We start from the raw sequence: 21,309 nt of genomic DNA, 5'->3' as shown, positions 1-21,309 counted from the left end.
AAAGTTTTAACATTCGCGATCTAGTCTAGCAATTACTTGGGTTTGCGTTAGGTGCATGGCTGGCATGAGGGCTAGGCCATACCGAATCAAAGGCGGGATCGGTTAAGTCCCGCTCTGCGCCGCCAGTCATTGGCGATCAAGAGCGACAGGACAGGGGTCCTGCCGATATATGCGGTACTGCAAGAAAAAAAGGATAACAGAATGCGCGATTTCGTGGATGGTTCGGCTTTCAATTTCGAACAGGGGCAGCGTGCCCGCAAGCTTTTTGCCGCCGTTGTGCTGGCTGCGCTTGATGACGCGATCGCGGATGACAAAAAATACGGCAACGGGCCTGATCAAATTGCACGTTGGGCACGTTCGCGCGACGGGCGCGAGGTTCTGTCCTGCGCCGGGATCGACCCGAACGAGCGTGTCGTGAAAGGTCTGATGGAATTCGTCTCCAAGGGCGTGCGCACCTCGGTCGCGCTGTCGCGCGAAGAATCCGAACGCCGCCACGCCGCCGAGGAAGCCGACGCGGCATAAGCCCCGCGTCCACCCGGCGATTATTGGCCGTCCTTCGGGGCGGCCCTTTTTATTGGAACAGATGCAGGATCAGCGGTGCGATGATCGCGGTCAGCACGGCGTTCAGCCCCATGCCGATGCTGGCGAATGCGCCCGCCGTTTCATTGACCTGAAAGGCGCGGGCCGTGCCGATGCCATGCGCCGCGACCCCCACCGCAAAGCCGCGCGCCCGCCAGTCGCGGATGCCCAGCAGATTCAGGAACGGCGTTGCGATAATCGCGCCGAACATGCCTGTCAGCAGCACCAGCACAGCGGTGATCGTCGGCTCTCCGCCCAGACTTTCCGCGATGCCGATGGCCACCGGCGCGGTGGTCGATTTCGGCGCAAGGCTGGCCAGCATCACATCCGACAGGCCGAAGCCCCTGGCGATCAGCAGGACCGAGACAATCGTCGTCACCGACCCCGCCACCAGCGCGGCAATCAGCGGCAATGCCGCCTTGCGCACGCGGTGCAGGTTTTCGTAAAGCGGCATCCCTAGCGCGACGGTGGCGGGGCCAAGCATGAAATGGACAAACTGCGCGCCCTCGAAATAGGTCTGATAGGTGGTGCCCGTGGCCCAAAGCACCAGCGCCAGCAGGATCACCGCCACCATCACCGGATTGGCCCAGCTTTGCCGTCCCATGCGGCGAAAGAACTGGTCGCCCAGCCAATAGGCGATCAGCGTCGCCGTCAGCCACAGCAGCGGTTCCTGCGACAGATAGGACCAGATCAGCGCGGGATCGGTCATTCGTCGTCCTTTGCCACAAGCTTGAAGACCAGCGCGCCAACCGCGATTGCCAGCGCGGTCGAGACGGTCAGGGCGATGGCAATCGCCAGCCCCTCGCTGCGGAATTCGCCGATATGGGCGATGACGCCGACGCCTGCGGGCACGAAGAACAGCGAAAGGTTGCCCAGCAAGCCCTGCACCACCGGCCGCAGCCGGTCGGCCAAAGCGGGGCGCAGGCTGCAACTGACGACCAGCGCCAGAAGCCCGATCACCGGACCGGGCAGTGGCAGGCCAAGGCCGCGTGCAGCGACCTCGCCCAGCAGTTGAAATGACAGCAGGATGGCAAGCGCGGGGATCATGCGGGCAGATTAGCACCCGTTTCGGCGGCTGTTTACTCAAATCTTGTGGATAACCGCCTGCGGACCGCCAGATATGGGGGTTCTGGTTGACTTGAAGGGCCGCTATGACGGAAAATCCCAGTCGCACCAGCAAGGAAACCGCATTGCGCTTTGACCGGCTTCGCCTCAACGGCTTCAAAAGCTTCGTGGACCCGACCGATCTGGTCATCCGCGAAGGGCTGACCGGCGTGGTCGGGCCGAATGGCTGCGGCAAGTCCAACCTGCTTGAGGCGCTGCGCTGGGTCATGGGCGAAAACCGCCCCACCGCCATGCGCGGCGAAGGGATGGAGGACGTGATTTTTGCGGGCACCACCCGTCGCTCCGCCCGCGCCCATGCCGAAGTCACGCTGACCATCGACAACAAGGACCGTCTGGCCCCCGCCGGGATGAATGACAGCGATGCGCTGGACATCACGCGGCGGATCACCCGCGATGCCGGTTCCGCCTATCGCATCAACGGCAAGGACGTGCGGGCGCGCGATGTGCAGATGCTGTTCGCCGATGCCTCGACCGGGGCGCATTCGCCGGCGCTGGTGCGGCAGGGGCAGATTTCGGAACTGATCAACGCCAAGCCCAAGGCCCGCCGCCGCATCCTTGAGGAAGCGGCCGGGATCTCGGGCCTGTATCAGCGCCGACACGAGGCCGAGCTGAAACTGAACGCCGCCGAGGCGAACCTGACCCGCGTTGATGATACGCTGGATCAGCTGTCCACGCAGGCCGCATCGCTGGCGCGTCAGGCGCGCGCCGCGGCGCGTTACCGCGAAATCGGCGCAGCCCTGCGCCGCGCCGAAGGCTTGCTGCTGTATCGCCGCTGGGCCGAGGCCGATCAGGCGAAGACGCTGGCGCTTGAGACCCTGCGCGAAGCGATCCGCGTGGCGGGTGAGGCCGAGGCGCAGGCCCGCCGCGCCATTGCCGCCCGCGAGGCGGCCGATGCCGTCCTGCCCCCCCTGCGCGAGGAAGAGCAGGTCGCCGCCGCCATCCTGTCCCGCGCCACGGTTGAGCGTGAGGCGCTGGACGAGGCCGAGGCCCGCGCCGCCCAGACCATCAAGACCTTGCTGGCGCGTATCGCCCAGCTTGACCGCGACATCGACCGCGAAGCGGCGCTGAACCGCGATGCGGGTGAGGTGATCGAGCGGCTGGAATGGGAACGCCGCGAGCTGGAAAAGGCCGGGCAGGGCCATGACGACCGGCTGGAGACGACCTCGGATATGGCCGAGGAAGCCGCCGAGGCGCTGCGCGAGGTCGAAGCCAAGCTGACCGAGCTGACCGACGAATCCGCCCGCCTTGCCGCCCGCCACCAATCGGCGGAACGTCTGGTCCACGACCTGCGCCAGATGCAGGACCGCGCCAGCCGCGCCGCCGAAGCTGCCCAGACCGCCACCGAATCCGCAGCCGAGGCCGGTCTTGAGGCCGAAGCCGCCCGCGAGGCCGCCGAAGAAACCATGGAAGCCGCCCGCGAGCGGGTCGAGATCGCCGAGGACACCCTTGCCGCCACCGAGGAGGACCGCGCCGCGCTGGAGGCCGAGGAATCCGCCGCCCGCGCCGCCCGCGCCGAGGCCGAGGGCGAACTTTCCGCGCTGAATGCCGAAATGGCGGCGCTGAAGCGGCTGGTGGAACGCGGCGATCATGGCGGCTCGATCCTTGATCTGGTGTGCGTGGCGCGGGGCTATGAAACGGCGTTCGGGGCCGCATTGGGCGACGATTTGTCGATGGGCTTGGCCGATGGCGGCTCGGGCTGGCACGCCTTGCCGGGCTATGGCGACGCGCATCCCTTGCCCGCCGGGGTCCAGCCGCTTGTCCCCCATGTTCAGGGGCCCGATGTCCTGACCCGCCGCATGTCGCAGGTCGGGCTGGTCGCGGATGCCGAAACAGGCGCTGCCTTGCAGGCCGGGCTGCAACCGGGGCAATCGCTGGTCACGCGCGCGGGCGATCTGTTCCGCTGGGACGGGATGCGGGTCATGGCGGGGGAAGCGTCGTCCTCGGCCGCGCTGCATCTGCAAAAGGTAAACCAGCTTGCTGAATTGACCGGCCAGACCGATGCGGCGCAGGAACGCGCGACCGCAGCGGCAGACGCGCATCAGACCCTGCGCGACCGTCATGCGGCGGCGACCGAGGCCGAAAAGCGCGCCCGCGATGCGCGGCGCGAGGCCGAGCGTGGCCTGTCGGATGCCGCCCGCGCCGTGACGCGGGCCGAATCCGAGCTGTCGCTGACGCAAAGCCGCGCCGAATCCGCCCGCGCCGAACTGGCCCGCCATCAGGCCGATGCCGGCGATGCCCGCGCCCGGCTACTGGAGGCCGAGCGCACCTTGGCCGATCTGCCCGATCGCGGCGCGCTGGCCGATGCGCTGGACCATGCCCGCATGGGCGTCGAGGCCGCGCGGATTGCCACCATGACCCGGCGCGGCGCGCTGGACGAATTGCGCCGCGAAGCGACCGCCCGCACCAAGCGTCTGCAGGAAATCACCAAAGAAGAATCCGGCTGGCGTCTGCGTCTGGATCAGGCGGGCACGCGGGCCGCCGAACTGACCGCGCGGCGCGAGCAATCCGCCGAGGAACTGGACGAGGCCGAAGCCCAGCCCGAAATCCTTGCCGAACGCCGCGAGGTGCTGACCGAGGCCGAGGCGCAGGCCAGCGCCCGCCTGACCCGCGCCCGCGCTGCGCTGTCGCAGGCCGATCAGGCGCTGCGCGTGGCATCCGAAGGCGAACGGGACGCGGAACGCGCCGCCTCGGACGCGCGTGAGGCGCGTGCGGCGCGCGAAGCCCGCGCCGAGGCCGCGACCGAGGCCGAGGCCGCCGCCCGCCTGCGCATCCATGAAGACGCCGAAACCACCCCCGAGGCGCTGCTGGAAACGCTGGGTGAGGCCGAGGAGATCAGCCCCGACGCGCTGGAGGACCAGATCCAGCGTCTGCGCGCGAACCGTGATGCGCTGGGGGCCGTCAACCTGCGCGCCGATGACGACAAACGAGAGCTTGAGACCGAACGCGACCGCCTGAACGCCGAGAAAGAAGACCTGACCGAAGCGATCCGCAAACTGCGTCAGGGCATCGGCAGCCTGAACCGCGAGGGGCGCGAGCGTCTGCTGGCCGCGTTCGACACGGTGAACGCCAATTTCACCACGCTGTTCACCCATTTGTTCGGCGGCGGAGAGGCGCGGCTGGTGCTGGTCGAATCCGACGATCCGCTGGATGCCGGGCTGGAAATCATGTGCCAGCCTCCGGGCAAGAAGCTCAGCACCCTCAGCCTGTTGTCGGGGGGCGAGCAGACGCTGACGGCAATGGCGCTGATCTTCGCGGTGTTTCTGGCCAACCCCGCCCCGATCTGCGTGCTGGACGAGGTGGACGCACCGCTGGACGATGCCAACGTCACCCGGTTCTGCGACCTGATGGACGAAATGACGCGGCGAACCGATACGCGCTTTCTGGTCATCACCCACCACGCCGTCACGATGGCGCGGATGGATCGCCTTTTCGGTGTGACCATGGTTGAACAGGGCGTCAGCCAGCTTGTCAGCGTGGATCTGAAGCGTGCAGAGGCTCTGGTGGCGTGACAGGGAAACCGCTATAGCCCCGCAAATTCCCGCGGAGTCCGACCCATGCGTGCGCTAGGCGCCCTTTTTCTGATGGCTTGCTTGCAGGCTTCTGCCGGTTTTGCGCAGGCCGCGCCCGAACCCGTTCCCGCCCCAAGCTGGCAGGTGGTGGGCGACCCGGACCTGATCGGGCGACTGATGGCCGAACGCGGTATGCCTGTCACGAAAGGCACGGATATTCAAGGGCTTCCGATGCTGGAAAGCCGCGTCGATGACATGCTGTTCAACGTCTATTTCTATGATTGCACGCCGCTTTGCCGCCGGATGCAGTTCGTTACCAGCTTTCGCCTGACCCAGCCGATGACTGCTGATGATGCGAATGACTGGAATCGCGACAACCCGTTTGGCAAGGTGGTGATCGCGGAATCCGGCGATCCTTACATCGAGATGGATATCGGGGTTGCAGCCGACGGGCTGGGGCGCAAGAATTTCGACGACGCGCTGGAGACCTGGCGCGACGTTCTGGGCGAATTCCGCGCCTCTCTTACGCAATGAGGAAAAGCATGAGCATCGAGACCAAACTGGCCGAACTGGGCATCACGCTGCCGGACGCGCCTGCACCTGCGGCGAATTACGTGCCCTATGTCATCTCGGGCAACATGCTGTTCATCTCGGGGCAGATCTCGGCGCAAAAGGGCAAGCTGGGCGCCGATCTGGCCGTCGAAGCGGGGGCCGAGGCCGCGCGTGGCTGCGGCCTTGCGCTGTTGGCACAGGCGAAAGCGGCGCTGGGGTCGCTGGACCGGGTGAAGCGCGTGGTCAAGCTGGGCGGTTTCGTGAACTCGACCCCCGAATTCACCGATCAGCCCGAGGTGATCAACGGCTGCTCGAACCTGATGGTCGAGGTGTTCGGCGATGCGGGCCGCCATGCGCGCGCCGCCGTTTCGACCCCCGCCCTGCCGCGCGGCGTCGCGGTCGAAGTCGACGCGATCTTCGAGATCGAATGATGGGTCTGCATCCCGACTTTCTGCGGCTGCCGATCGCGCATCGCGGGCTGCATTCGGATGGGATCCCGGAAAACAGCATGGCGGCGTTCCGCGCCGCCATTGCTGCGGGCTACGGCATCGAATGCGATATTCAGGCGGCGTCGGACGGCACGCCCATCGTTTTTCACGACGATGACCTGCCGCGCCTGACCGGGGCCGAAGGGCTGGTCCGCGCGCTTGGCATGGACGCGATTTCCATGCTGCGGATCATGGGCACGGATCAGGCCGTGCCGACTCTGGCCGAGCTGCTGGCCGAGGTGGCGGGCCGCGTTCCCCTGTTGATCGAGATCAAGGATCAAAGCCTGCGCGCCACCGACGACATCGGCGATCTGTCGGTGCGTGTGGCCGAACTGGTCGCCGCCTATGACGGCCCGGTTGCGGTCATGTCATTCAACCCGCACAGCATCGCGGCGTTTCACGCCGCTGCGCCGGGCGTGACGGTCGGCCTGACGACCTGCGGTTACGACCCGGACGAATGGGCGATGCTGGACGCGTCCACCCGCGCCCGTCTGGCGGCGATTGCCGATTATGACCGCGTGGGGGCCAGCTTCGTGTCGCATGACCGCAAGGATCTGGACAACCCGGCCCTGACCGCGCTGAAATCGCAGGGCGTTCCGGTTCTGACATGGACCATCCGTTCGCCCGCGCAGGAAGCCGATGCGCGCCGCGTTGCGGACAATATCACGTTCGAGGGGTATCTGCCGGAGGGGGCATGACACAAGGCATGATCGTGACGGGCGGGTCGCGCGGGATTGGCCGCGCGGTCGCATTATTGGCCGCAGATCGCGGCTGGGACGTGGCGATCAGTTGGCGCAGCGACAGCGCCGCCGCCGCCGAGGTCATGGACCAGATCCGCGCCAAGGGCCGCCGCGCCACCGGTATTCAGGGCGACGTGGCGGATGAGGCGCATGTCGCCGCGCTGTTCGATGCCGCCCAGACGGAATTCGGCGGGATCGATTCGGTCGTGGTCAATGCCGGGATGCTGGCGCAGGGGATGCCGCTGGCGCAGATGACGCTGGAGCGGATGCAGCGCGTCATCGACGTGAATGTGATCGGCGCGCTACTGACCGCCCGAGAGGCGGCGCGGCGCATGAGCCGCGGCTCGATCGTGCTGCTAAGCTCGGCCGCGGCCAAGCTGGGCGGTCCGGGCGAATATGTCGATTACGCGGCCAGCAAGGGGGCGATCGACAGCCTGAACACCGGCCTTGCCAAGGAACTCGCGCGCCAGAATGTCCGCGTGAACGCCGTGCGTCCGGGCCTGATCGACACCGAAATCCACGCATCCGGCGGCGATCCAGGGCGCGCGGCACGGCTGGCATCCTCGGTCCCCATGGGGCGGACGGGCAGCGCGGATGAGGTGGCCGAGGCGGTGCTGTGGCTTGCCTCGGATCAGGCAAGCTATGTCACCGGCACCATACTGGAAGTCACCGGAGGGCGCTGACAAAGCGCGGGTGCAGCACTATCTTTGCTGCATGAGCGAAATGACCGCCTCCGTCCTGCCCGCGATCTCTGGCATCGACGCCGCCCTTTGGGACGGTTGCGGGGCCGGAGGCAATCCATTCACCACGCACCGTTTTCTGGCCGCGCTTGAGGCGTCGGGCTCGGTCGGCGACGGCACGGGCTGGCATCCCAGCCATCTGGTCGCCCGTATCGGTGGCAAGGTCGCGGGTGTCGCGCCCTGCTATCTGAAGACCCACAGTCAGGGCGAATATATTTTCGACCACGCATGGGCGCAGGCCTATGAACGCGCGGGCGGCGATTATTACCCCAAGCTGCAATGCGCCGTGCCGTTCACGCCCGTCACCGGGCCGCGCCTGATTTCGGACAGCCCGCAGGTGCAACAGGCGCTTTTGCAGGCGATGGCACATCTGGCCCGCGAATCCGGTCTGTCGGGCGCGCATGTCACATTCTGCACCGAAGCCGAGGCGGGTTTGGGCGAAGCCGCCGGTTTCCTGCCACGCGCGACCGAGCAGTTCCACTGGCTCAATCGCGGCTATGCCAGCTTTGACGAATTTCTGGCCGAACTGTCGTCGCGCAAGCGCAAGGCGATCCGCAAGGAACGCGAACGCGCGCAGGCCTTCGGCGGCACCATCCGCAGCCTGACCGGCGATCAGATCCAGCCCGCGCATTGGGATGCGTTCTGGCATTTCTATCAGGATACGGGCAGCCGCAAATGGGGGCGTCCCTATCTGACGCGCGGTTTCTTTGACCTGCTGCATGACACCATGCGCGACGATTGTCTGCTGGTTCTGGCCGAACGCGACGGACGCCCGATTGCCGGGGCGCTGAACCTGCTGGGGCCGGATGCCGTGTATGGCCGCTATTGGGGCTGCATCGAAGATCACCCCTTTCTGCATTTCGAGCTGTGCTATCACCGCGCCATCGACTGGGCGATTGCGCATCAGCTGCCGCGCGTCGAGGCGGGGGCGCAGGGTGAACACAAGCTGGCGCGGGGCTATCTGCCGACGCAGACCCATTCGCTGCATTGGGTCCGCGATCAGGGCTTTCACGACGCCATCGCGGATTATCTGGTGCGCGAACGGCAGGCGGTCAGCCATGAAATGGCGGTGCTGACCGAACTGGGACCGTTCCGGCGCGGTTAACGGCGCTGCAACTGCCTTGCGGCGGCGGATGCGCCCCAGCCTGCCGCGATGGCGATCGCCAGGGACATGATGCCGTAAAAGAACGGCTGTTCCAGCGCCAGACGATACAGCCAGCGTTCCAGCCCGACCTTGCGCACCTCGATCGGGGCGCGGAATGTGTTCATCACCTTGCCGTCGCGCACAAGGAAGATGCGGGTGGCGTAATACCCCTCGATCAGGTTGGCGGGCAGGCGGACATCGGCGCGAAACAGCGTCTGTTCGGCCAGCAGCACTGCGCCGTCATCCAGACGATACAGGTCATTCGCCTCGCGCAGGCGGACCAGCGCTTCGGTATAGGGCACCACGTCATCGACCTCGGCCGCGCCTGCGAATGCGCGGATTGCCAAGGGCACCGAGATGCGGAAACGGCTGTCCTCGGCCGGATCCAATATCTTGGCCAGGGGGCGCGTCGTCGCCACGACGTAGAAGTTGGGTGCCGATGCCACGCTGACCTTGCCGGTATTCACCCAGATGCCGAAGCGGCGTTCCTTGTGGCGCACGGTGATCGGGCCTGCGGGGCCTTCGACGGTGACGATCACGTCAAGCGGGCCGGGCGGGATCGGCACCTCGCGCTTGATCGCGCCATAGATGATGATGTCGGACCCATCAAAGCTGGTCGTGATGTCCACATCGTCGCGCGACAGGCCCGCCACGATCTGTTCCGGCGGTGGTGCGGCCACGCGCGGGGGCGTCGGGAATTGCTGCGCGGCGACGGGGGCGGCCAGCATCAGGGCAGTCAGCAGGGCCAGCGCGCGCAACATCATTCGATGATCCCCGGCGTCAGCGAATACAGATCCTCGGGGCGCAGGAACAGGTCCAGCGCCAGCTTGCCGCAGACCGCCAGCACCAGCAGGGCCAGCAGGATGCGCAACTGTTCCGCCCGCAGTTTCGCGCCCAGCGACGTGCCGATCTGTGCGCCGACCACGCCGCCCACGATCAGCAACAGCGCCAGCATCACATCGACGGTGTTCGACGACACGGCATGCATCAGCGTGGTGTATGCGGACAGGAAGGTGATCTGGAACAGCGAAGTCCCGATGACGACCTTGGTGGGCATCCCCAGCAGATAGATCATCGCGGGGACCATGATGAAGCCGCCGCCCACCCCCATCAGTGCGCCAAGCACGCCGACCGCCGCACCCACCATCAGGACCGGGATCGCGCTGATATACAGCCCCGAGGCGCGGAATTTCACCTTGAGCGGCCAGCGATGCACCCAGCCATGCTGGTTGCGGCGCATGGGTTGGACCGGGCCGCTGCGCTTGGCGCGTCGGATCGCGCGCAGGCTTTCCTGAAACATCATCATCCCGATCAGGCCCAGAAAGACGACATAGCAAAGCTGCACGACCAGATCGACCTGACCGATCCGCTGCAGCAGATTGAACAGGATGACGCCGAATGACGACCCGACAAGCCCGCCCGCAAGCAAGACCCAGCCCATGCGGAAATCGACCGTCTTGCGTTTGACATGCGCCAGCACGCCCGAGAATGACGAGGCGACGACCTGATTGGCCCCTGTCGCCACCGCAATCGCCGGAGGAATGCCGATAAAGAACAAAAGCGGCGTGATCAGGAACCCGCCGCCCACGCCGAACAGCCCCGACATCAGCCCGACGATGCCGCCAAGGCTGACAAGCGTGAGGCCGTTGACCACCACCTCGGCAATGGGAAGATAGATCTGCATGTTCTGCCCGGCTTTGTGCCCTGCCTGATCCTGCATCCTGCGCAGGGCGGCGTCAAACGCATCGGTTGCATGTGCCGCGGGTTGTCGCAGGACTGTGGCCCGGATAAGCATGTCGGTGACGCGGAAGTGATGGCGCGCGATGCGGTTCGTGCCGTCACGATATAACGGAAAATGAGGGGCGGAATGCGGATCCTGATCACCAATGACGATGGCATCAACGCCCCCGGTCTTGTGACGCTGGCCGAAATCGCGGCGGAAATCGCCGGGCCGGACGGCGAGGTCTGGACCGTCGCGCCCGCATTCGAACAATCGGGCGTCGGCCATTGCATAAGTTATGTGCATCCGACGCTGATCGCCGAACTTGGCCCGCGCCGCTTCGCTGCCGAAGGCTCGCCCGCCGATTGCGTGCTGGCGGCGCTTGGCGATGTGATGCGCGACACGCCCCCCGATCTGGTGCTGTCGGGCGTGAACCGCGGCAACAACTCGGGTGAAAACGTGATGTATTCCGGCACGATCGGCGGCGCGATGGAGGCGGCGCTGCAGGGTCTGCCCGCGATTGCCCTGTCGCAATACATGGGTCCGGCGACCGCCGTTCTGGACGACCCCTTTCAGGCCGCGCGCGTGCATGGCCCGGCGCTGATCCGCGAATTGCTGGACCGCGCCGACTGGACGGCGGATGCCGATTTCCGTCTGTTCTACAACATCAACTTTCCGGCTTGCGGCGCGGATGCCGTCAAGGGCATTCGCGCCGCAGCCCAAGGCCGCAGGCAGGGCGTCCGGTTCGAGGCCGAGCCCTATCACGCCCCGAACGGGCGGCGCTTTCTGTGGATCCTTGGCGGCTCGCAGACCGCTCAGGCGACGCCGGGCAGCGATGTCGATGCGAATATGCAAAACTACATCTCGGTGACCCCGATGCGCCCCGACCTGACATGCCATGCAAGTCTGGAGGCGCTGCGGGTCTTGGAAAAGGGCTGACGGAACCGCATGACCGAAGACCCCGAGGAACTGGCCGAACGCAAGATGCGCTTCCTGTTCGCGCTGCGCCAGCGCGGCGTGACCGATCCTCGGGTGCTTCAGGCGATGGAGCGGATCGACCGTGGCGGCTTCGTGCGCGGCCATTTTCAGGATCGCGCCTATGAGGACACCCCCCTGCCCATCCCCTGCGGGCAGACGATCAGCCAGCCTTCGGTCGTGGCGCTGATGACGCAGGCGCTTGAGGTGGGGCCGCGCGACAAGGTGCTGGAGATCGGCACTGGCTCGGGCTATCAGGCCGCGATTCTGGCGCTGCTGTGCCGCAGGGTCTATACCGTGGACCGCCATCGCCGGCTGGTATCCGAGGCCGAGGACATCTTTCGCCATTTCGGGCTGTCGAACATCACGGCCATGGTTGCGGACGGGTCGCGCGGGCTTCCCGAACAGGCGCCGTTCGACCGCATCATGGTCACTGCGGCGGCCGAAGACCCGCCCGGCCCGCTCTTGGCGCAGCTTAAGATCGGCGGTATCATGGTCGTGCCCGTCGGTCAGTCGGATGCGGTCCAGACCCTGATCCGGGTGCGGCGTGGCGAAACAGGCTATGAATACGACGAATTGCGGCAGGTGCGCTTCGTGCCGCTGGTCGAGGGGTTGGGACAGACATGACCCCCGACCGTCCAGAATGAGGGAACGGGCAAATGGCAAAATTCAGGCAAGCCGCGATGGCCGCCAGCATCTTGGCGGTGTTGGGCGCATGTAGCCCGCAAGGGGGCTTGGACCTTGCCAATCTGGACCCCGATCTGCGCGGCTGGGGCGGTGGCGGGCTGAATACCGCGCCGGCAGCGGCGGCGGCTGCCCCCCGTCCGACCCCGGATCAGCGTGGGGTCATCAGTTATCCCGGCTATCAGGTCGCGATCGCGCGTCAGGGCGATACGGTCGCGACCATCGCCGCGCGGCTGGGGCTGAACGTGGCGGAACTGGCGCGCTACAACGCGATCGACCCGAACGTGCCGATGAACCCCGGCGCGGTCGTGGCCCTGCCGCGCCGTGTCGCGGGCGGTGCCATGCCTGCGCCCATCACGTCATCGACCGGACAGGTCAGCGATCCTTTTGCGGGGCAGGGGATGCGGCAGGCCAATATTCCGCCCGCCGCAGGGGCGGCAGGTGCGGTGACGGCGACGACGCTGCCCGCCTCGGCCCAGCCGCGCCAGCACGTCGTCGCGGCCGGAGAGACGGCATGGTCGGTCGCGCGGAAATATGACGTCGCGGTCAATGATCTGGCCAAGTGGAACGGGTTGCCGCAAAGCATGTCGCTGCGCGTGGGCCAGCGTCTGCTGATCCCCGTCGCGGGGCAGGCGCCCAGCCCGCTGGCCTCGGTCACCGCGCCCGGAGCGGGCAGCCCGACGCCGCGCCCGCCATCCTCGGCCGAGCCGCTGCCGAACGAAACGACGCGGCCCGCAAATACCCCCGTCAGCACGCCCACCAGCCCCAATCTGGGCCAAACGCGGACGGCGGCTTCGGGGAATGGGCGTTTCCGTATGCCCGCGAACGGCGCGATCATCCGCACCTACGAAAAGGGCAAGAACGAGGGCATCGACATCTCTGCCGCCCCCGGCACCCCGGTTTCGGCGGCAGGTTCGGGCACGGTGGCGGCGATTACGCGCGACGTGGATCAGGTGCCGATCATCGTCGTCCGTCACGAAGGTAACCTGATGACGGTCTACGCTGGCTTGGATGATGTCGCCGTGACCAAGGGTCAGAAAGTCGGCACAGGCACCGCGCTTGGCAAGGCGCGCTCGCAGGGCGTCGTGCATTTCGAGGTCCGAAACGGCTTTGAAAGCGTGGACCCCGAAAAATATCTGAACTGAGAAAACTGCACCGATAGGGGTGGCGGCCGGGCATGATTGCCCGGCATTTTCTTATTCCTCCGCGCAGATTTCGCGGATGACGCTTTCGACCTCGTGTCGGATCAGGCGGCGGATGTTCTGGCTGATGCGTTCGCCCATATCGCCCTGCAATTCGGCGCGGATCAGGCCCCGGACCAATTCGCGCAGCTTTGCGTCGTCATCCGGGTCGGGCTGCAGGAAAAGGTTGCCCGCCAAAGCATCAGGTTGTTCGGCGGTATGAAGCGGTGCGGTGTCCGGCGCCGCGATGGGGTCGGGTGCGAAACTCTCGGGCTGTGCCATCGGGCTAGTCGTCATGCGGGCAAGCGCGGCCTCTGCTTCGGCAAACTCCGCTTCCTCCTCGGGGGTCAGCAGGTCGGGGTCTTCGGGCAAGGGGAAAACTTCCACCGCGCCAAGATCTGCAGATTGCTGCGCCGCATCGGTTTCGGGCCAGTCGGGAATGGGGGCCGGTTGCCAGGCGTCGTCGCGCGCCCGCTTATCCTGACCGGCGGGTATCGCCACCATATCGGCACGGCCCAGGACCATGCGACCTTCGCCCGTCGGGTTCAGGGCGCGGTCGTGCAGTGGGCGATCATGCAGCGGGCGCCCCGGAAGCTGTCGGCCATCCTGCGCGATCAGCCGACGGATCGAGGTCAGAACATCGCTGACCACGCCATCATTCGGGGGCAGGTTCGGGGCGGCGGGGCGCAGGTCATGCTGCTGCATGGCGCGCCCCTTTGTCGGATGCGTTATTCCTTGCCGATGGCGCGCAGCACGCGATCCAGGCTTTCGCCCTGCCTGCTGGTGAAAGGTGCGTCCTGCACCGCATTGTAATAGGCCGCTGGGTCATAGGTCGGGATCCCGAGTTTCAGGTTTTCTACCGTCAACAGACCCATAGCGGACAGAAGTTGATAATGTGCTAACTGCAGATTGGCTTCGGCGGTGATCTTGTTCGCCCGCGCCTCAAGCAGCGATTGTTCGGCGTCCAGCACGTCCAGCGTGGTGCGCGCGCCCAGCGTCGCTTCCTCGCGCACGCCGTTATAGGCTTGCTGCGCGGCGGCGATCTGTTCGTCGATGGCACCGATCTGCGCGCGTGCGACATCAATCCCGGCCCATGCGGTGCCGACGGCCTGATCGACCTGCCGCGAGGTGTTCAGCAAGGACGCCCGTGCCGAATCACGCTGTGCCATCGCCTTGCGATGCGCCGAGGGCAGGCGACCACCGGAATAGATCGTCTGCGAAAGCTCAAGCCCCACCGTGGCAGAATCGCGGTTGATGCGCGATGCACCGAAGCCAAGGCTGCTTTCCGATTTTTGCCGTTGATTGGCGATCGAGGCCGTCCCGGACAGCGTCGGGTTCCGTTCGGCTGCCGCAGCGGCCACGCCCAGTTCCGATGCAGCGGCTTCACGCTTGGCTTGCTGGATCAGCGGATGCGTGCTGCGCCCGATGTCACGCGCGGCGGCAAGCGTCGCGGGCAGCTTGGGCGTCGGCGGCGGCGGTGCCAGATTGGCCGGAGCCTTGCCTGTCGCGGTGCGATAGTTTTCGCGTGCGATCTGCAAATCCCCCTCGGCCGAGGCGAGGTTGGCGCGGGCTTCGGCCAGTGCGGCATCGGCCTGTGCCACGTCGGTCTGGGTAATCTCACCAACCTCGAAGCGGTCGGTGGCGGCCTGCTGTTCCTGCCCGATCACCCGGACCGAATTCGATTGCAGATCCACCTGTTCGGTGGCGCTGCGCACGTTCAGATAGGATTCGACCGCGCCCAGAAGCACGTCCTGTTCGACGCCCACCAGCGCGGCCCGCGTCGCCAGCACCGATTCCTTGGCGATGTCGATGGCGATGGCGCTGCGGCCCCAATCGTAAAGCGTCATCTGCGCTTGCAGCGCGATGCTGGTCGAATAGCCGTCGAAGCCTTCGATATTGTTATAGCTGTAGCTGGCGATCCACGACACGACGGGGCGCAATTGCGCAATCGCGGTCGCGGCGTCTTCGTCTGCGGCGCGCAACACGGCGCGGTTCTGTTCCAGCAAGGCCGAATGGCGATAGGCCGCGACCATGGCATCGGCCAAGGTTTCGGCATTGGCGGGAAGGGCCGTCGCTCCGGCCAGCAGTGCCGCCATAAGCGGCTTTCGCAGAGTCTTCAGCGTCTTGCGCAACATGCCCTGTCCCTTCGTTTTGTGTTCTACAGCGCAAACCCGCGCTGTTTGGCAAATCCCGGAAGCACCGGCGCACCTGCGTTGAAGCAAAAGCGCCAGTTGATGCGGCCGTCGATCTTGCGGCCGATACGCACGACGCCAAGATTGCCTTCAAGGAAAAGCGCGACCACGCGTCCGCCGTCGCGAAGCTGGTCGGCCAGCGCGTCGGGCAGAACCTCGATCGCGCCTTCGATCAGCATGGCGTCATAGGGCGCCTGGCTTTTGCAGCCCTCGGCCAGCGGGCCGGTCACGACGACGACGCTATAGACATCCTGCGCAGCAAGGCGCGATTGCGCCTCGGCGGCCATGGTCTCGTCTTCCTCGACGGCGACGACGGCTTCGGCGATGCGCGCCATGACGGCGGCGGAATAGCCGTAGCCCGCGCCAATATTCAGCACCAGATCGCCCGATTGCAGATCCAGCACCTCCATCATCTTGCCCTGCGTGCGTGCCTCAAGCAGCACACGACCGGGCGCGAGGTCAATGTTTTCGCCCGTATAGGCCACGTCGCGCCGCGAGTCGGGCACGAATTGTTCACGCGGGACATTCAGCATCGCGTCGATGACGGGGTAACTGGTCACGTCGTTGGGGCGGACCTGAGTATCGACCATCATGGTGCGACGCTGCGCGAAATCGGTCATTCTGCGAACCCTGCTTTCGGTTGGCTATTTCCAGTCCTATTGCCACGAAAAAACGGGGTGGGCAACGCTGCGCGACCCGATTGCCGCAACGCTGTTGCCGTGGCAGAACTTGCACATGAGCCAGTTTGTATTCTCCCCGCCTCCGTCCGCAAGCCTGTCGGTCCTTGACCGGACCGAGCGCTTTGCGGTGAACCGAATCTTTTGCGTTGGCCGCAATTACGCAGCCCACGCCGCCGAAATGGGCAACGAAGTGGACCGCGAAGCCCCGTTCTATTTCCTGAAATCGCCCCATGCGGTTTTGGAAAGCGGCGCGGTCCTGCCCTATCCGCCGGGCACCGACGACCTGCATCACGAAATCGAGATGGTGGTCGCAATCGGCGCCGAAGGCTTCCGCGTAGCCAAGGATCAGGCGCAATCGCTGGTCTGGGGCTACGGCTCGGGGTTGGACATGACGCGGCGCGATCTTCAGGCCAAGGCGAAATCCAAAGGCCGCCCGTGGGATCTTGCCAAGAATTTCGAAGGTGCCGCGGTCCTGTCGCCCATCGTGCAGCGCAACGACGCGCTGGCCAGCGATCTGCCGATCCGCCTTTCTGTGAACGGTCAGGTGCGTCAGGACGCGACGCTGGCCGAACTGATCTGGTCGGTCGAGGATCTGATCTCGGACCTGTCCCATTTCTATCATCTGCAACCGGGCGATCTGATCATGACCGGGACGCCCGCGGGCGTGGGTGCCGTCGTCGCAGGCGATGTTCTGGAGGGCGGCGTGGAAGGGCTGCCGCAAGTTCGCCTGACGCTGGGTGCCGCCGAATAAACCCTGACGGTCAGGAGCCCGAGCCGGGCTCCTGCCATTTCATCACCATCTGCGTCTGGGTGACGATCGCTGCGACCTTGCCATCGCTGCGGGTGATGGTCGTCTGCCATATCTGGGTCTTGCGGCCTTTGTGCAGCGCAATGGCGCGGCCTGTCGCGACATCCCCGATGCGCACCGGACGCAGGAAATTCGTCTTGCTTTCGATCGTGGTGGTGGCCTCATCGGGGGCAAGGTTCACCATGGTCGCCATGCCGCCCAGATTGTCGGCAAATGCCATGATCGCGCCGCCATGCAGAACGCCGTTGATGTTCGACAATTCGGGCGTGGCGGTCAGCTCGGCGATCACCTCGTCTTCGTTGGCGGCGATCAGCCTGATGCCCAGCAGGCGCGAAAGATGCGGCCGATCTGCGGGCAGTCGCAGCTTTTCGGAAATCGTCATGGCGCATTCCTTTTTGCGGCCATGCTGCGTCGCGGCCCGGTTGGCGTCAAGCCGGGCCGCGACAATGGCTTACTGCGCCATCTGCGGTGGCGCCGTGTCTTGGGACTGTTCCATGGGGGCGATGGTGCCGCCACGTGTCAGCCAGTCATGGGCAAAGTTCAGCTTGTGCCGCGTCGCATCGGTCAAGACGAAGGGATAGACGTCGGGATTGTCCAGCGCGCGGTTGATTTCGTTCACCGCCAGCGCCACGGCGGTCGCCACGGTCAGCAGGTGTTCGCCATCCGCATCGGCATAGGCGTCATATCCGGGCGGAGGAATTTCCGGCCCCGTCAGGCCGGTTGCCATCAGGCTGTCAGTCATGTCCACCAGATGCAGGATATGGGCGGCGCTTTCGGCCCAATCCTCATGCGGGTGCATGGTGGCGTATTCGGTGATGTAATCTTGTCCCGGATCCTTGGGATTGGCGTAATGCGCCTCAAGCGCCGCGCCGTAATCGGCGCGCTCATCGCCGAAAAGTTCGCGAAACAGCCCAAGAAAGCCCGGCACGGCGGCCAGACGCTCGAACAGGAAATGCGCGACTTCGTGGCGCATATGCCCCACCATCGAACGGTAAAGCTCGCCCAGCCGCTGCTGGCGCAGGACGCGGGCGGCATCGTCGGCCTCGACGACGTTGATGGTGATCACGCCGTTCGCATGGCCCATGGTGACATGAACCTGCGCATCGCCTTCGCGTTCGGAAAGCATCCGAAAGATCGGACGAGGACCTGGATCGGCATTGGTGAACCAGCCCCAGCGTGCCAGATTGGCCAGCAGCCAGCGTTTTGCGGCCTCGCTTTCGGCCAGCAGCTTCTGGTTGCCCTCGACCGTCAGGTCAGGAATCGTGTCGGTCATGGCGCAAGACCTGCACAGCCCACCGGGGCCGCCCTCGGCTGCCCAGTTGCAGCCCAGTTCCTCCAGCTTGGCGCAGGGGGCAAGACCTGCGGCAAAGCGCCCGGCTTCGGGATCAAAGACAAGCGGCGCACCGCAGGCGCAGATTGTGTTGTGAAAATAGACACGGTTTCCGCAGGCGGGGCATTCAAGACGCTGCATGTTCGGTTGCTCTTTCTAAAGGGTCACGTCGAAGGCATCGTTACAGGGACAAGATCCGGGCGCGGCAGCAGCCGTCCCGTGCAGGCGGCAGAAAATTGGGGGACAGCATGATTCCACGCACCAAACTACCGGATGGTGAAACGGTTCCTGCGCTGGGGCAAGGCACATGGATGATGGCCGAAAATCCCGTGCGCCGCACATCCGAGGTCAACGCCCTGCGCCGCGGGATCGACCTTGGCCTGTCCCTGATCGACACCGCCGAAATGTATGCCGAAGGCGGCGCCGAGGAGCTGGTGGCCGAAGCCATCTCGGGGCGGCGGGATGAGGTGTTCCTGGTCAGCAAGGCCTATCCCTGGAACGGGTCGGCCCGCGAATTGCCGCTGGCCTGTGCGCGCAGCCTGAAACGGCTGAAAACCGACCGGATCGATCTATATCTGCTGCATTGGCGCGGCGACGTGCCCCTGGCCGAAACCGTGGCGGGGATGGAGCGGCTGCGTGATGCGGGCCATATCCGCCATTGGGGTGTCAGCAATTTCGACACCGCCGACATGCAGGAACTGGTTGCTGCGGGCGGCTGGCGCTGCGCGGCCAATCAGGTGCTGTACAACCTGACCCGACGCGGCCCGGAATGGGATCTGCTGCCATGGATGCGTCAGCAAGGGATGCCGACCATGGCCTATAGCCCCGTGGAACAGGGCAGGCTGGCGGGTCATTCCGAACTGGCGCACATGGGCACGTCGCTTGGCCTGACTGCCGCGCAGCTTGCGCTGGCGTGGGTTCTAAGCCGCCCCGAGATGATCGCGATACCCAAGGCCGCCGACCCGGCGCATGTGACCGCAAACCTGCGCGCGGTCGAACTGGGGCTGACGCCCGCCGTGCTGTCCGATCTGGACCAGATATTCGCTCCGCCGTGCCGTGCCGTGTCGCTCCAGATGTTATGATCGGCGGGGGCATTGACGCCGCGCCCCTCAAGCCTTTTCTTGGCCCGATGAAAGCCCGGCAGCGGGCCAAGAAAATACGAGGTGCCTGAATGCTCAAGGGAATCGATCCCCGCATATCGCCGGAACTGCTTTATGCGCTGGCCCAGATGGGACATGGCGACGATCTTGCCATCGTGGACGCCAATTTTCCGGCAGCCTCGCTGGCGCGTCACTTGCCGTTCAAGAACGTCATCTACCTCAGCGGCAGGCTGCAGGCCGCTGTCCAGCTTGTGCTGGGCCTGATGCCATTGGATGCCTTCGTGCCCGCCGCGGCGACGACGATGCAGGTCGTAGGCGACCCCGATGCCGTCCCCGAGCCGGTGGCCGAGATCATTCCGCTGATCGAGGGCGCGGGGTCCAGCCTGCAGTCCGTGGATCGTTTCGGGTTCTACGAACTGACCCGCTCCAGCTTTGCGATTCTGCAACTGACCGACATCCGCCCCTATGGCAATGTCATCCTGAAAAAAGGCGTGCTGCCGCCGATCCGCCCGAACCGGCAATAGGCGTTGCAAACCCCCGCGCCGCAGGCAAGTCTGCGGCAAGGTCATAAACGGGGGGAGCCATATGACAGGGCAGGGCCGTCTTCAAGGCAAACGCATTCTTATCACCGCCGCAGGGCAGGGCATCGGGCGGGCGACCGCGCTGGCCTGCGCCGCCGAAGGGGCCGAGGTCATCGCGACCGACCGCAACCCGGCCCTGCTGGCCGATCTGCAGGGCATGCGGACCGAGGTGCTGGACGTCACCGATCAGGCGGCAATCGACCGGCTTGCCGCCGCGACCGGCCCGCTGGACGGGCTGTTCAACTGCGCGGGCGTCGTCCACGGTGGCACGGTGCTGGAAATTCAGGACGAGGACTGGGCGTTCGCCTTTGATCTGAACGTGACGGCGATGATGCGGATGGTCCGCGCGTTCCTGCCCCAGATGCTGACGCGCGCCGATCAGACCGGCTCGGTGTCCATTGTGAACATGGCGTCCATGGCCAGTTCGCTCAAGGGTTTCGTCAACCGCACGACCTATGGCGCCAGCAAGGCCGCCGTGATCGGACTGACCAAGGGCATCGCCGCAGATTTCGTCAAGCAGGGTCTGCGCTGCAATGCGCTATGCCCCGGCACCGTCGATACGCCCAGCTTGCGCGGACGCATCGCATCCGCCGCCGATCCGGTGCAGGCGGAACGCGACTTCATCGCGCGCCAGCCCACTGGCCGCCTCGCCTCGGTCGAAGACATCGCGCCGATGGTGGTCTATCTGCTGTCCGATGACAGCCGCTTCGTCACGGGTCAGGCGATGCTGGTCGATGGCGGCGTGACGATCTGACGGCCTAGCACGCGGCGGGCGCAGGTTCCGGCCTGCCCGTCAGATCCAGCCCGCGCGCGGTGGGCGGCTGCCAGCTTTTCGTGTGCTGCGTCGCCCCGGACGGGTTCGTGCCGATATGCGATCCGCCCGTCCCGCCGCTCCACCCGCTAGAGCCGGAATTCTCCGGCGCGGTCGCGTCCGAACTGGCGCTTTCCTGTGTCGCGGGCTGCGCATTGTGGGCCGCATCTGCACAATCGGGCTTTCTTGCAACCTCTGCCGCAGGCAAGGTCGGCGCAATCTGCGCCGCCAATGGCAAGGCGGCGACCAGCAGAATACAGGCAATCGGGAACAGGCGCAGCATGGCGATTAGCTCCTTTGCGGTGGCTGCGGCCCAACGCAAGGCCGGGTCAGGGGTTCCCCACACCCGATTTCTCAGTTCTTCAAATAC

At 65.6% G+C, this 21,309-nt stretch carries 24 protein-coding genes; 14 read left to right on the top strand and 10 right to left on the bottom strand.

From position 1 onward, the window contains the following. Nucleotides 1–201: 201 nt before the first annotated feature. On the top strand, nucleotides 202–522 hold the full coding sequence (locus FN835_RS10535) for a DUF6280 family protein (RefSeq protein ID WP_074968330.1): 321 nt from the start codon (nucleotides 202–204) through the stop codon (nucleotides 520–522). Nucleotides 523–571: 49 nt separating this feature from the next. Here FN835_RS10535 and FN835_RS10530 read toward each other — a convergent pair whose 3' ends face one another. Both FN835_RS10530 and FN835_RS10525 read right to left on the bottom strand, forming a co-directional pair. Beyond that, nucleotides 572–1,288, bottom strand: coding sequence for an LrgB family protein (locus FN835_RS10530; protein WP_142663185.1), 717 nt, complete (start codon nucleotides 1,286–1,288; stop codon nucleotides 572–574). After that, nucleotides 1,285–1,626 (bottom strand): CidA/LrgA family protein, encoded by a 342-nt coding sequence (locus FN835_RS10525; RefSeq protein ID WP_142663184.1) that lies wholly within the window; start codon nucleotides 1,624–1,626, stop codon nucleotides 1,285–1,287. Before FN835_RS10525 ends, FN835_RS10530 begins: the two co-directional genes overlap by 4 nt. A gap of 104 nt (nucleotides 1,627–1,730) precedes the next feature. Here FN835_RS10525 and FN835_RS10520 point away from each other — a divergent pair, with 104 nt between their 5' ends. The 6 genes from FN835_RS10520 to FN835_RS10495 all read left to right on the top strand — a co-directional run bounded on the left by FN835_RS10520 (nucleotide 1,731) and on the right by FN835_RS10495 (nucleotide 8,838). Further along, nucleotides 1,731–5,213 (top strand): chromosome segregation SMC family protein, encoded by a 3,483-nt coding sequence (locus FN835_RS10520; protein ID WP_425467467.1) that lies wholly within the window; start codon nucleotides 1,731–1,733, stop codon nucleotides 5,211–5,213. A gap of 72 nt (nucleotides 5,214–5,285) precedes the next feature. Then, entirely contained in the window at nucleotides 5,286–5,747 is a 462-nt protein-coding gene (locus tag FN835_RS10515) for a YbjN domain-containing protein (protein WP_246098709.1), read from the top strand. Nucleotides 5,748–5,755: 8 nt separating this feature from the next. Next, a complete protein-coding gene (locus FN835_RS10510) occupies nucleotides 5,756–6,196 on the top strand; it encodes a RidA family protein (RefSeq protein ID WP_142663182.1) in 441 nt (146 codons plus the stop codon). Beyond that, complete coding sequence (locus tag FN835_RS10505; RefSeq protein ID WP_425467466.1) at nucleotides 6,193–6,951, top strand: glycerophosphodiester phosphodiesterase family protein; 759 nt, start codon at nucleotides 6,193–6,195, stop codon at nucleotides 6,949–6,951. Before FN835_RS10510 ends, FN835_RS10505 begins: the two co-directional genes overlap by 4 nt. Then, nucleotides 6,948–7,676: an SDR family oxidoreductase gene (locus FN835_RS10500; RefSeq protein WP_142663180.1), complete on the top strand. Its 729-nt coding sequence runs from the start codon at nucleotides 6,948–6,950 to the stop codon at nucleotides 7,674–7,676. The genes FN835_RS10505 and FN835_RS10500 overlap by 4 nt, the downstream gene beginning before the upstream one ends. A gap of 31 nt (nucleotides 7,677–7,707) precedes the next feature. Further along, the gene (locus tag FN835_RS10495) at nucleotides 7,708–8,838 is read left to right on the top strand and encodes a GNAT family N-acetyltransferase (RefSeq protein ID WP_142663179.1); all 1,131 of its coding nucleotides are present in this window, start codon (nucleotides 7,708–7,710) and stop codon (nucleotides 8,836–8,838) included. Here FN835_RS10495 and FN835_RS10490 read toward each other — a convergent pair. Continuing rightward, on the bottom strand, nucleotides 8,835–9,638 hold the full coding sequence (locus tag FN835_RS10490) for a TIGR02186 family protein (RefSeq protein ID WP_142663278.1): 804 nt from the start codon (nucleotides 9,636–9,638) through the stop codon (nucleotides 8,835–8,837). The genes FN835_RS10495 and FN835_RS10490 overlap by 4 nt on opposite strands. Further along, nucleotides 9,638–10,561, bottom strand: a complete 924-nt coding sequence (locus FN835_RS10485; protein ID WP_142663178.1) for a sulfite exporter TauE/SafE family protein — start codon at nucleotides 10,559–10,561, stop codon at nucleotides 9,638–9,640. The genes FN835_RS10490 and FN835_RS10485 overlap by 1 nt, the downstream gene beginning before the upstream one ends. A gap of 183 nt (nucleotides 10,562–10,744) precedes the next feature. On the opposite strand from FN835_RS10485, the gene surE reads away from it, so the two are divergent. The 3 genes from surE to FN835_RS10470 are packed head-to-tail and all read left to right on the top strand — an operon-like array spanning nucleotide 10,745 to nucleotide 13,401. Beyond that, nucleotides 10,745–11,536 carry a 5'/3'-nucleotidase SurE gene (gene surE / locus FN835_RS10480; protein ID WP_142663177.1) on the top strand — a complete coding sequence of 264 codons (792 nt, stop codon included), beginning with the start codon at nucleotides 10,745–10,747 and terminating at the stop codon, nucleotides 11,534–11,536. Between the two features lie 9 nt (nucleotides 11,537–11,545). Further along, entirely contained in the window at nucleotides 11,546–12,199 is a 654-nt protein-coding gene (locus FN835_RS10475; RefSeq protein WP_142663176.1) for a protein-L-isoaspartate(D-aspartate) O-methyltransferase, read from the top strand. Nucleotides 12,200–12,231: 32 nt separating this feature from the next. After that, nucleotides 12,232–13,401, top strand: a complete 1,170-nt coding sequence (locus FN835_RS10470; protein ID WP_142663175.1) for a LysM peptidoglycan-binding domain-containing protein — start codon at nucleotides 12,232–12,234, stop codon at nucleotides 13,399–13,401. Between the two features lie 51 nt (nucleotides 13,402–13,452). Here the strand turns inward: FN835_RS10470 and FN835_RS10465 are convergent, their stop codons facing one another. From FN835_RS10465 to FN835_RS10455, 3 genes are read right to left on the bottom strand one after another with little or no spacing between them, the layout of a single operon-like run. Next, the gene (locus tag FN835_RS10465; protein ID WP_142663174.1) at nucleotides 13,453–14,142 is read right to left on the bottom strand and encodes a hypothetical protein; all 690 of its coding nucleotides are present in this window, start codon (nucleotides 14,140–14,142) and stop codon (nucleotides 13,453–13,455) included. Between the two features lie 23 nt (nucleotides 14,143–14,165). Beyond that, nucleotides 14,166–15,572, bottom strand: coding sequence for a TolC family outer membrane protein (locus tag FN835_RS10460; protein WP_142663173.1), 1,407 nt, complete (start codon nucleotides 15,570–15,572; stop codon nucleotides 14,166–14,168). A gap of 23 nt (nucleotides 15,573–15,595) precedes the next feature. Continuing rightward, nucleotides 15,596–16,249 carry a protein-L-isoaspartate O-methyltransferase family protein gene (locus FN835_RS10455; RefSeq protein WP_142663172.1) on the bottom strand — a complete coding sequence of 218 codons (654 nt, stop codon included), beginning with the start codon at nucleotides 16,247–16,249 and terminating at the stop codon, nucleotides 15,596–15,598. A gap of 115 nt (nucleotides 16,250–16,364) precedes the next feature. Here FN835_RS10455 and FN835_RS10450 point away from each other — a divergent pair, with 115 nt between their 5' ends. Continuing rightward, nucleotides 16,365–17,060: a fumarylacetoacetate hydrolase family protein gene (locus tag FN835_RS10450; RefSeq protein WP_142663171.1), complete on the top strand. Its 696-nt coding sequence runs from the start codon at nucleotides 16,365–16,367 to the stop codon at nucleotides 17,058–17,060. 10 nt (nucleotides 17,061–17,070) lie between these two features. Here the strand turns inward: FN835_RS10450 and FN835_RS10445 are convergent, their stop codons facing one another. Together FN835_RS10445 and FN835_RS10440 are read right to left on the bottom strand one after the other, a co-directional pair. Beyond that, nucleotides 17,071–17,499: a PaaI family thioesterase gene (locus FN835_RS10445; RefSeq protein ID WP_142663170.1), complete on the bottom strand. Its 429-nt coding sequence runs from the start codon at nucleotides 17,497–17,499 to the stop codon at nucleotides 17,071–17,073. A gap of 69 nt (nucleotides 17,500–17,568) precedes the next feature. After that, nucleotides 17,569–18,588: a zinc-binding metallopeptidase family protein gene (locus FN835_RS10440; RefSeq protein WP_142663169.1), complete on the bottom strand. Its 1,020-nt coding sequence runs from the start codon at nucleotides 18,586–18,588 to the stop codon at nucleotides 17,569–17,571. A gap of 107 nt (nucleotides 18,589–18,695) precedes the next feature. Here FN835_RS10440 and FN835_RS10435 point away from each other — a divergent pair, with 107 nt between their 5' ends. The 3 genes from FN835_RS10435 (at nucleotide 18,696) to FN835_RS10425 (ending at nucleotide 20,882) form a co-directional block, all read left to right on the top strand. After that, nucleotides 18,696–19,529 (top strand): aldo/keto reductase, encoded by an 834-nt coding sequence (locus tag FN835_RS10435; protein WP_142663168.1) that lies wholly within the window; start codon nucleotides 18,696–18,698, stop codon nucleotides 19,527–19,529. Between the two features lie 89 nt (nucleotides 19,530–19,618). Continuing rightward, nucleotides 19,619–20,071 (top strand): RbsD/FucU family protein, encoded by a 453-nt coding sequence (locus tag FN835_RS10430; RefSeq protein ID WP_142663167.1) that lies wholly within the window; start codon nucleotides 19,619–19,621, stop codon nucleotides 20,069–20,071. A 61-nt stretch (nucleotides 20,072–20,132) separates the two neighbouring features. Next, on the top strand, nucleotides 20,133–20,882 hold the full coding sequence (locus tag FN835_RS10425) for an SDR family oxidoreductase (RefSeq protein ID WP_142663166.1): 750 nt from the start codon (nucleotides 20,133–20,135) through the stop codon (nucleotides 20,880–20,882). A 4-nt stretch (nucleotides 20,883–20,886) separates the two neighbouring features. On the opposite strand, the gene FN835_RS10420 is transcribed toward FN835_RS10425, so the two are convergent. After that, on the bottom strand, nucleotides 20,887–21,222 hold the full coding sequence (locus FN835_RS10420) for a hypothetical protein (protein ID WP_142663165.1): 336 nt from the start codon (nucleotides 21,220–21,222) through the stop codon (nucleotides 20,887–20,889). Between the last annotated feature and the right edge of the window lie 87 nt (nucleotides 21,223–21,309).

It is taken from the genome of Paracoccus laeviglucosivorans (genome assembly GCF_900182695.1).
Taxonomy (GTDB): Bacteria; Pseudomonadota; Alphaproteobacteria; order Rhodobacterales; family Rhodobacteraceae; genus Paracoccus; species Paracoccus laeviglucosivorans.
The sequence above is the reverse complement of the archived record's forward strand: the minus strand, read 5'-3'. Positions and strand labels throughout refer to the sequence as shown.